The 11,061-nt window shown below is 47.3% G+C and carries 7 protein-coding genes and 1 pseudogene; 4 read left to right on the forward strand and 4 right to left on the reverse strand.

The genetic code is table 11. The annotated features are described in order from the left end of the window. Nucleotides 1–107: 107 nt before the first annotated feature. The gene (locus C400_RS0101475; RefSeq protein ID WP_016819418.1) at nt 108–599 is read right to left on the reverse strand and encodes a phenolic acid decarboxylase; all 492 of its coding nucleotides are present in this window, start codon (nt 597–599) and stop codon (nt 108–110) included. A gap of 161 nt (nt 600–760) precedes the next feature. Here C400_RS0101475 and C400_RS0101480 point away from each other — a divergent pair, with 161 nt between their 5' ends. Next, nucleotides 761–1,309, forward strand: a complete 549-nt coding sequence (locus C400_RS0101480) for a PadR family transcriptional regulator (protein WP_016819419.1) — start codon at nt 761–763, stop codon at nt 1,307–1,309. 75 nt (nt 1,310–1,384) lie between these two features. On the opposite strand, the gene C400_RS0101485 is transcribed toward C400_RS0101480, so the two are convergent. The 3 genes and pseudogenes from C400_RS0101485 to C400_RS0101495 all read right to left on the reverse strand — a co-directional run bounded on the left by C400_RS0101485 (nt 1,385) and on the right by C400_RS0101495 (nt 5,399). After that, a complete protein-coding gene (locus C400_RS0101485) occupies nt 1,385–2,584 on the reverse strand; it encodes a Ger(x)C family spore germination protein (protein WP_017425754.1) in 1,200 nt (399 codons plus the stop codon). Next, nucleotides 2,581–3,675 (reverse strand): GerAB/ArcD/ProY family transporter, encoded by a 1,095-nt coding sequence (locus C400_RS0101490; protein WP_017425755.1) that lies wholly within the window; start codon nt 3,673–3,675, stop codon nt 2,581–2,583. Before C400_RS0101490 ends, C400_RS0101485 begins: the two co-directional genes overlap by 4 nt. Before the next feature lie 22 nt (nt 3,676–3,697). Then, a pseudogene (locus tag C400_RS0101495) lies at nt 3,698–5,399 on the reverse strand (spore germination protein). Between the two features lie 245 nt (nt 5,400–5,644). Between C400_RS0101495 and C400_RS0101500 the strand changes: the two are divergent. The 3 genes from C400_RS0101500 to C400_RS26085 form a co-directional block, all read left to right on the forward strand. Next, on the forward strand, nt 5,645–5,986 hold the full coding sequence (locus tag C400_RS0101500) for a phage tail protein (protein ID WP_016819423.1): 342 nt from the start codon (nt 5,645–5,647) through the stop codon (nt 5,984–5,986). Between the two features lie 49 nt (nt 5,987–6,035). Beyond that, on the forward strand, nt 6,036–9,926 hold the full coding sequence (locus C400_RS0101505; RefSeq protein WP_017425757.1) for an immunoglobulin-like domain-containing protein: 3,891 nt from the start codon (nt 6,036–6,038) through the stop codon (nt 9,924–9,926). A 211-nt stretch (nt 9,927–10,137) separates the two neighbouring features. Further along, on the forward strand, nt 10,138–11,061 hold a 924-nt coding region (locus C400_RS26085; protein ID WP_017425758.1), incomplete at its 3' end, for a collagen-like repeat preface domain-containing protein.

The raw sequence follows: 11,061 nt of genomic DNA on the forward strand, positions 1-11,061 counted from the left end.
TATCGTCCACCACTCCCATTAAGCAATCCACTCTCCAGTTTACGTAAAAAAGCCTGAGACTGCTTACCACAGGCTCAGGCTGCACAACTTCTATTAACCATGTTGGATTATGCTTGCAGCTTCCCTGCGCGAATGTCGTCTGTCATTCCAGCGTAAGGCGCTTGGGAGATTAATTGTTCGTTGTTCACACCTGCATTTTCGATGAACGTAATATCCGCAAATTCAGGAACCACATACTTCGGATAGGTTTCATACTTTTCACGCGATTCTTCCATCAGCGGAATAAAATCGTTTTGGTAGCGTACCGTGATTTCTGGATGCTCATGAACCCATTTAGGGAAGAAAATAATGCCATGCATCCGTTTTTCCTCAGGCATAAAGTTCAGGGAAACGTCTGTCCCTGTCGGTTCGGTCCACGATACTTTATACACATTCTCTACCAGCTTCACCAGATTGACCTTCTGATCACGTACCCAGCGTCCGCCTACCATACCACTATGAATGCGATAATCAATCGTATCCTCATTTTTAATATATATTTCGTACTCCCAACCATTCTCATAGGTGTAAATCATGTGACTGCCGATAAACTTGTCCATCTTGCATCCTTCTTTCCTTATTATGAGTTTATGAATTGAACAAGACACCAAAATAATAAACAATCATTCAAACATGTAAATATAAACATGTTTTAAGATACATATAAATTGTAGCGCTGTGATATACTATTGTCAAATACCCCATTGCGAGGAGAGCTACGTTGAAACGCACATTAAAATATGCCATTTTGGGTCTGGTTCACAAAGAGGAAATGAGCGGCTACGATATTACGAGCCAATTCAAGCAGGAAATTGGACAATTTTGGAGTGCTAAGCACAGTCAGATTTATCCCGAGCTCAAAAGACTGACCGAAGAGGGACTCATTGAATATCGCACCTCCATTACAGGAGCCAAGCTGGAAAAGAAGCTGTACTGTATTACCCCCAAAGGGACCCAAGAGCTGACCGAATGGCTGCTAAGCGCCAAAGAGTTACCGGAAACAGAAAAGGATGAGTTTATGCTCATGCTGTATTTCTCAGCAGCCATCCCCAAGGAAGAAAGTAAGCGCTTGTTCGAGGATCAGATTGCCAAACGTGAAGAAAAGCTGGAATACCTGTACGAAAGTAAAAATTCTCTCCAGCGGCTGGACGAGAACTTTCAAGTACCCGGCTCTAGTCAATTCGGTCATTATTTGGTGCTGAGCCGTGCCATTAATCGGGAAGAAAGCTATATTACGTGGCTGAAAGAAACACTGTCTCTGTTTAAATAGACTAAAAAACCTTCAATTCCACTTAGGTTCGTGGTATTGAAGGTTTTTCTATAACAGATACAAACGAAATTCCTTTTAGTCTGCCGTCGTAATCGAAGAGCCGTAATCTTCAATATGAATATCTGTGCTGAACCGTACAGGAATGGTGCTAAAAGTGGTATCCCAATCCTTTTTGACCTTATGCCAAACTTTAGGATGTTGAATCCTCAAGGCTTCTCCGAAACCTCCGACATCAACCTTCAGCTTTTGCATCTTAGCTACGGTTTGTTCAGCTAATGAATTCACTTTCTCCTGAAAGAGACTCTCTTCCTGTCCAAGCACATTGTTGTTGCGCAAATCTTCATTCTTTATATGCACCTCCGAAACACGTCCCTCTGAGGTCATTTTTACCTGAAAGAAAATGTCGTCCCCCTGGACGATGGCCTTGATCTTGCTTTTACCCGCTTTGATCTCATATGCTATGTTTTTACCGCTTTTCGGATCGCGGCTTTTCAGCACGCCTCCCTTCAGCTCGCCTTTGATCCACATAAGACCCTCAACCTCTGACTCATTCAGATAACCACCGTATGTTTGCGTCTTTCCCTTGATGATTCCCGCACCTGCGAGCTTGATTTCATTCTCCGCCGTAATGACATTAGGTAATATAAAGCTTCTTCCCCCCTTCATGGGTCCGATCACTTTAACCAAGGCCATAGGCTTTATCAACCGTGCGTTCCGTTTCCGGTTTTGGAAAATATCCTTTAAAATATAGGCAGGAATCTGACCAGGGATTTTCTCCTGGAGTGTATTTCCCGCCTTTTCTGTACTAATCAGCAGCAGTACACTCGGCCGAATGTCATTATCCCCCAAGAAAAAGTCCAGCAGCTCATACAACGGAATCTTGCGAAGCAGACTGGAGCTGATAATAACCGTTTTCAAATGTTGCCCAATGGGAGGTCGATTGGTCCGCAATGAAATTTCTCTTATCATTTCAAAAACGGAATCGCCTGTTTCCGTAACATTAAAAAATTTCTTTGCTTGTGGAGAGGAGGTGTTGGAGCCGCCGCTTTCCTCTGGAATGACAAATTGAAAGGTTCCTGTAATTAACTCCTTTTTTGGATAATCTCCCCCTTCCTGATTAATTTCCTTTTCTTGCGAGGATTCTTCCGCTACATCTAAAGCAATGCCTGTCTCCAGATTTAGATCCTCTACTGGGGAGCTGCTCCAGCAACCTGAAAGTGTGCTGCATATCAGGAAAACCATCAATCCGAGTAATCCTGACTGGACTCTTTTCATGACCCCACCCCTCTCCAGCGAGAAATAAGCAGCAGGGGCAGTGGAAGTAGCACGAATAAAGCGAACGCTACATTTCCGATAACCGTTCCAAAAGAAAATAGCTCATTCAGGTTTTTCGGTATTTGGGATAAGAGGTAGATAAACGGAAGCAAAATGAACAACATCTTGGAATAAGAGCTATTCAAAATTTGAGATACTCCGAGCGAAGCACAATAAAAAGCAATACTGAATGTGGCAAAAATCTGCATGATCCAAATGGTCAGCAATAAGGACTCGAACCGTTCCAACAACAGATACTCCACTTCAAAGCTGCGGGCCAAATCTAAAAATGGCCAGGTTCTGCTCAACACCCCTTCCATTGAAAAGGCGCCAATGCACAGGATCAACGTAGCTGTATAAAAAACGACCGCGATCCCAATCGCCAATCCGATTGCCTTGGTTGCTTTCTCCGGTTTTTCCATCCGACAAAGAATAAACAGCAAGGACTCTGTCCCCGTTAATGTCAGGATTGTAGTCTTGAGCGTTCTAAGCACTGGCATTCCCCCCTCCGACAAGACAGGACGCAAGTTATTCAATTCAAAAATATTTAAACTCAGCAAGCAAATCAGCAAAAAGATAGCCGCCGAAACCGGAAATATCAGTTGACATATCTTTCCTAATGAACCCACTCCCCCCATGCATAGGTACAGAGAGAGCCACATAAAAGGTGCTGAAATCGCCCACGCCGGAGTGCCTTCAAGCAGAAAGAACGACGTGACTTCCTCCACAGATCGAATTTCAAATGCGGCTATACAAACAAAATAAATAACAATCAGCATACCAATCCCTTTGCCAATGAATTTGCCTGTTATTTGCTGAACATACTGGTAAAAGGTATTTTCTGGAAATCGTGAGCTTAGTTTGACTATAACCCATCCGAACAGAAAAGTGCCCACCCCTGCTAAAATGACAGATATCCACGCATCCGGTGTTTTTGCAGCTTCAGTTGCTACTCTTGGAAGGGTAAGCAACCCGGCAGCCAGCATAAAGCAAACCACAATTGCCGTTGTCTGTAACGTTGTAATCTTATCCGCTTTTTTCCCACGGGCCATCTTGCTCCCTCCTGTGTTGAGCTCATCCTTGTCGCTTAGGGTCTTTATGCTTCAAAAGAATGGGTCTGTTTTTCATAAATTGCAACGGTGCTCGTACGAAGTAATCTTTCCAGTCTTTGAACGAACGGGGAGTCGTTAGACTAAGAAACGGAACACCAAAGCTGTGTAATTTAACCATATGAATACTCAGCATCAGAAAAAACATGATCACGCCATACAAGCCGAAGATGGACGCCGTGAACATGGCACCGAAACGAAGAACACGCATGGATATGCCAGCGCTGTATACAGGGGCGGAAAAGGAAGAAATCGCTGTGACTGCCACCACAATGACGAGGATCGGGCTTACAATCCCGGCGTCAACAGCCGCCTGTCCAATAATCAAACCGCCGACGATACCCATCGCTGGACCGATGGGTTTGGGGAGCCGAAGTCCTGCCTCGCGTAAAATTTCAATGGAAATTTCCATAATCAGGGCCTCAATCAACGTCGAAAACGGCACTCCCTGTCTAGCACTGATAATGGAAATGACCAGCTTGGTTGGAATCAGTCCGGGATGAAACGAGATAAAGGAGATATAGAGCGCTGGAGCAAATAACGATATGAAAGTTGCCATAAACCGAAGAAATCGAATAAGCGACCCCGGTAGCCATCGCTCATAATAATCTTCGGGAGACTGGAGCATCATCCCATACGTTACAGGCATAAGAAGCGCAAAAGGTGTACCGTCCAGCAGAATCGCGACACGTCCCTCCAGCAATGCAGCCATGACCCGATCCGGTCTCTCCGTATTTTGAATTTGCAGAAATGGGCTAAGAAAATTATCCTCAATAAGCTGCTCTACATAGCCCGACTCCAGTACCTCATCCATATCAATGGTTTGGACCCGCCGCTTCACCTCATCTACAAGCTCCGGGTCGGCAATATCTCTGAAATACACTACCATCAGCTGTTTTTCCACTCTTTTGCCGACTTTGAAGGACGACATGGCCAGTTCTGTACTTTCTCCATGCCTGCGCAGCATCGCTGTATTGTCGCTGAGGGTCTCTGTAAAACCGACACGCGGTCCCCGCAGCACCGATTCCGATATAGGATCTTCCACCCCTCGTGTATTTCCTTTGGGTGTACCCAGCACAAAAGCACCCGGTATGCCCTGAATCACGAGTATGACTGAACCAAACAGCACCTTTTGCAAGGAGAACTGCACCTCTAACGTATACTCCGTCTCCGATACCAGCATGACCTGGTGAACAATCATATCCCGAAGCTCTTTTCCTCGCGGAAGTTCTCCCCTCTCTTGCCCGGAGCTGCCCCAATCCATTAGCGGCTTTAAAATATTCTGATCCATGCCAACCTTGTCCGTTAATCCATCCACAAAAAAAAAGTGTGCTTACAGCGTTCAGATTTTCCAGAAAAATCGAGCGTTCGTTTACGTCTGCCATGTCTGCAACTGCTTGTCTGATTTTTGCTATATTGGCTTCATAATCTTCGGTAAAGGTCCCCTTTTCCTTCTCTGCCTCACTGACAGATGGATTATGATCTGCCTGCTCCGAACGATCTTCTTCTTCCATAAGCTTTAATCGTTCCATACGTCTGCTCTCTCGACCATCCAACGCTTTAAGTTGTCGTACTGTCAGAAAAATAATCAAAGGTATGATGAACAAAAAGAAGGCTTCCACCCACACATTCCATTTGGGCGCATGAGTTCCGATGACCTGCCACACGCTGTTCACTCCTTCACTTCCATAGGATTTGTATATAGATTTACCTGGATTAGAAAAAAGATGCATGAAGGATTGAGGCAGATGGAACAAATTTCTTTGCTCATAAAAGGAATAAAAAGGTGAATTTGATAGATGAGCTGTATTGCAAAAATGGAAATCCATGATAATATCTATTCATTCTATGACTAATGTCACAAATTTGTTGAATTCGTGGTCCATTATTCGAATCTAAAGGAGTTGTAGGTATGAAGAATCATTTTTGGAAGAAAGCCGCCGTATTGAGTCTGTTGGCGGTCATTTTGTTAGGAGGAACAGCGATTAGCCCCAAACAGGCACACGCAGGTTATGAGCCTTATATGGGGGAAATTACGATGTACCCGTACACGTTCGCTCCTAAGGGCTGGCTAAAATGCGAAGGCCAGCTGTTGCCCATTGCTCAGTATTCAGCATTATACAGTCTGCTGGGCACTAATTTTGGCGGTGATGGAGTGCGTACATTTGCATTGCCTGACTTGCGTGGAGCTTCCCCGTTGCCGAATGTAAACTACTACATCGCAATCGAAGGGGATTACCCGTCCCGCCCATAATATGAACACGCTCAAGTGGTGTGCTATTTAATAAAGAAGAGGTGATAGCGTGCTCGAAGGAAATAACTTCACACGCAACAAGTTAAAACCCTACCGTGTGCTGATTCCACTGCTGCCATTTATCAGCGGTGCGGCTTTGCTCATAGGGACGAATGAAACCAATGCTGCCGGTTGGGAAAATGTAGTGCTTAACAAACCAACAACATCAAGTGGCTACACCCAGCCCTATGATCCCTCCAAGGCTGTGGATGGGTCAATCGAACCGACAAGCCGCTGGTATCAAGCCAGCAACGGTGAAAAATGGATCGAGGTAGATCTGAGAGACTGGTATATCGTAGATCGATACGTTGTTACAGGTATGGGTGTCCATTATGGATGGAACGATGAACGTGATCCATACAGTTTCCGATTGCAGACGAGTAGCAACGGATTTAATTGGGCGACTGTGGATACTGTGCAGAATAATGTGAGCTCTAATTTTCAAAAGAGCATTACTCCTGTAACTACACGATACTTTCGATTATATATTGATCAAGGAAATGCAAGAAACAATCAATGGGCCTCCATCATGGAATTCGCAGCTTATGGGGAACGACTCCCCATTCCACAGGCTCCGGGTCATTTTACAGGTACTAAAAATGGAAATACGGTGGAGTTAAGCTGGGATGCCGTTCCTTATGCAACTTCCTACAAAGTCGTGCGTGATGGTATAACGCTCTATACAGGCAACTTAACCCAGTTCATAGACACATCAGCATTGCCGCCAGGTGAAGCAGTTTACACGGTTCAGGCCGTGAATGCTAAGGGGGAGAGCACTCCCTCAGAGGTCAAAGTGACCATACTTACCGATGCCGAGAGAGTTGCACAGGCAAAAGCCGCGCTCGCTCTAGGTCTAGCACCTGGTGATACAGTAGAGTCGGTATCCCAAAAGCTGACACTGCCACTCACTGGATTGAATGATACAACGGTGAGCTGGAGTTCGGATACTCCTGCCGTCATTACGAACGAAGGAACTGTAATACGCCCGCGATACGACCTGGGTGACCAAAAAGTAAAACTGACAGCAACGATTGCGAAAGGAACTGCCTCGGATACCCAAACTTTCGAAGTTACCGTTTCAAAGATGACTGCTCAAGATACATTAAATCAAGCAGCAGATGCCCTATCGCTTGGTGATTTGTCTGCGGTACAACAAAATGTATCTCTCCCTCTCTCCAGTTATGGTGGAGTGCAGATCGAATGGTCCTCGTCCAAACCTCTTGTCATTGCAGCAGATGGAACACTTACCAGACCTTCCTATAGTAGTGGAGATACGGACGTTACCCTAACGGCTACCCTGCAACTTGCAGGCTTAACGAAAACAAAGGATTTTACTGCACACGTACTCCGTCTGCCGATGAGCGACACTGAAGCCGTGGACGCAGCATACAGAGCACTGGAACTACCGCTAACGACAGTAACCGGAGACGTATATTTGGCAAAGGATGCGCTGAATGGTGTTCAGGTGTCATGGTCGTCGAGTCAACCTGAGTTCCTGGATCATACTGGACATGTAACATTCCCAACCTATGTACAGGGCGATCAGACCATCACGCTGGAGGCGGTTGTGTCAAGAGGTGGGGTTGAGCTTCGAAAAACCTTCAGTCTGCTCGTACCTGCATTGCCCGTAAGCGCTGATGAAGCAGTGAATTTGGCGGCAAATACACTGAATCTGGATTACCCGCAAGGGATTAAGGATTCCATCGCCCTGCCTCGTACAGGGGCATTTGATACCCAGATCGACTGGTCCTCGGATCAACCGGATATCCTCAGTGATAGTGGTCAGGTAAATCGGCCTAAATATACAGACGGTGATATGAATGTACAGTTAATTGCTATGATTTCTAAAGGCATAGCTTCTGTCCAAAGAACATTCACGATCACCGTGCTGAAAGCATTGCCGAATACACCTTATGTACGACTGAACGGCAATAATCCAATTGTTTTGGAAACTGGCGACAGCTTCACGGATCCGGGAGCCAGTGTATTGGACAGTGTATACGGTAATATCCTGGTCCCCGATCTTTCAGGGATCGGCAATGTCGATACGAATGTACCTGGTGTATACGTATTGAACTATGCTTATAGCGACAATGGAAGTTGGACCGCAGAACCGGCAGAACGCCGTATAAACGTGTTGCCCCGTGCTGTTGCAGCCGCAGCAGGCGACGAGGATATCGCCTCTGTGATTGTCACAGGCGCTTTACCGAGCGCACGGCTTGAGCTGTATAATGCCCAGCAGGAGCTTATAGCGGAAGGAATCGCTTCGAGTGAGGGAAAATATACATTTACACCTGTACCCGAAGGAGCCAGCTTCTATGTGCTGCAGAACGTAAATGGCATGAAGAGCGCTCCCTCAGGGCTAGTGTATCCGCAAGGATTAACCGCGCAGCGTGTCGCGGATTCCATCACAAGCATACCTGCCCCTACAACAAGTGATACACTGCTTAGGTTGCCTGCCGTACCTAATGGCTTCCGTGTGACCATCAGCAGCAGTAGTCAGCCAGACATTGTGCGTACAGACGGGACTATTGTTCAAGCAGACACCCCTTCCGTTGTCACTGTCATGCTGAATGTCATGAAGGTAAGTGATGGTTCTCATGCTTTGACGCAGGCCATAGAAGTCATCGTCCCTGCCAAAGTAAGTGTGGACACAGGCAAGTCTAATAAAGATAAAAATGAGGATCAGGATCTGTCTGCTGGCATACAACAGATAGGATTTTTAGAGCAAGGGAAAACAGTCTCCCTCTTTGTTCCTCCTGCGGCATTCCTGGATGAACAGATCCAACAAGCACTTCGTGAAGGCAAGGCATACGCTGACATTCGTTTGGAGCAGGAAAAGCAAATGAGTCGTGTTCTCCTCACTCATTCTGTACTAAAAAAATGGGATCAGCTCGGAGCTTCAGTGATATCCCAATATGGGACGCTGATGGTATCCAGTGACACACTAACCAGCATGGCCGCCTCAGGTCAGCAGGACGTCACCATGTCATTCCAGCAGGCAGATCAGCAATTTCGCGATTGGGCCGAGCAGCAACCCAACCTGAAGCTGATAGGGCCGGCTGTAGAAATTAAAGCTAACGTGACAGGGAATTCGTCCATCGTTCTGCCGTTGGATAGCGAATCCTCAAGTGAATTGCAAAATATTGAACCCCAATTCTCCATTCTTGTGATGTATGAAAATGGTGAACGTGAGATTCTAAAAGGCACTGCTGTGATGAATTCTCAAGGGATTTTGTCGGGTGTGAGTGTGAGTACGCCTCGATTAGGTACCTTTGCCGTCGCTGTTTCTACGGACGCGTCCCAAATCGATCAGGCCAGCGTGCAAAATGACCAAATTAACTCGTCAGATTCGCAAGAGCCAGCTCAGGTATGGCCGGACCTACAAGGTCACTGGGCAGCGAAGTCTCTACAATCTCTTGCATTCAAAGGCTGGATGCAGGGCTATAAAGACGGCAACATGCGCCCTGAGCGTGCCGTAAGCCGTGCAGAATTTGTAGCCATATTGATCAGGGCTTTAGGAACTACTGGAGACGAGAGCCTGTCTACCTCATTTACAGATATGAAGGGACACTGGGCTGGATCAGCTGTAGATGCTGCTCACCGTCAGGGATGGATTCAAGGACTAACCGCTCAGACGTTCGGACCTGATGAGAGCCTTACCCGTGAACAGGCGATGGTGATCCTGTCACACGCGATACAGAATCAGACATCCATTTCCAGTCCTACTGGACTGCAATCCTACAAGGATGATCAGCAGATTGCTTCCTGGGCTTCCACAGCATTCGAGAAAGCCATAGGCTCGGGTTGGATCAGCGGGTATCCTGATGGAACGCTCAAACCGAAAGCAGCCATTAGCAGAGGCGAGATGGCTGAACTGCTGGTACGAATTTTCAAATAAATCTGCCGAAGACATATAATCTAATAGACTACACACTAAAGCGCGGTCCCAGACATTTGGGAACCGCGCTTTTGTTATCAATATTTTATTAAGCTTTGCTTGTGTATTCACCCTTTTCACTTCAATAAATATATTATGAATATCTGTAAAACGGGGCGATTAACCATCTGTCACCTCTACAGTAGGCAGAATGAGGAGGAGATACTTGAGCATGAAACATAAAAGACCGTTCAGGTTCAGTGGTGCTTCAAAAAAAGATGAGGACTGCAAACCATCAAGAGATATTAGAAGCATCGAAATGCTTCTCAAGCTTATTAATGAATTGACCTCGATCATCCCACTTGTATTCGCAAACCCTTCTACGGCTAATGTATCTTTATTGCAACAGATTTTAAGACAATTGCTGTCCCTGGCGAAAAGTTTAAGACTTAGAGGCGGGGCGAGGGCAGATTTACTGGCGGCGTTGGAGCTTGCTATAGTAGCGTTAGAAGCCACGCCTTTCTCTCCAATCAGCGTAGGTACTACATTACAGCAACTGTTGGATGCCCTATTGTCCATCGTTCTACAGGAATCCCTCAGTCCAACTCTTAAAGACAGTTTAATCCGTGCAATCAGAACTGCGGGAACGACGGTTAGCAACGCACTAAGTGAACCGTATTTGTCAGGGGAGCCCGGCCCACAAGGGCCTCCGGGACCTGTGGGGCCTGGTGGGGCGCCTGGTCCAGCAGGTGTGCCGGGCCCTCCAGGACCTACCGGATCTCCAGGACCTATAGGTGCCGCTGGACCTGTCGGAGCTGAAGGACCTGCTGGACCTGCTGGGCCTCCGGGACCTGCTGGACCTGCCGGGCCTGTCGGAGCCGCTGGGCCTATCGGGGCCGCCGGACCTGAAGGGCCTGCTGGACCTCCCGGAGGTGTAACAGGCCCTACGGGACCTACCGGCGCCGATGGGCTGCCGGGTGCAGTTGGCGCGGTCGGTCCTGCTGGAGCCACGGGACCTACCGGCGCTGATGGCCTGCCGGGCGCGGTGGGCGCGGTCGGACCCGCTGGACCCACTGGACCGACCGGGGCCGATGGGCTGCCGGGCGCGGTGGGTGCGGTCGGGCCTGCTGGAGCCACGGGACCGACTGGCGCCGAT

Origin of the sequence: Paenibacillus sp. ICGEB2008, from assembly GCF_000307675.1 — a bacterium.
Lineage (GTDB): Bacteria > Bacillota > Bacilli > Paenibacillales > Paenibacillaceae > Paenibacillus > Paenibacillus polymyxa.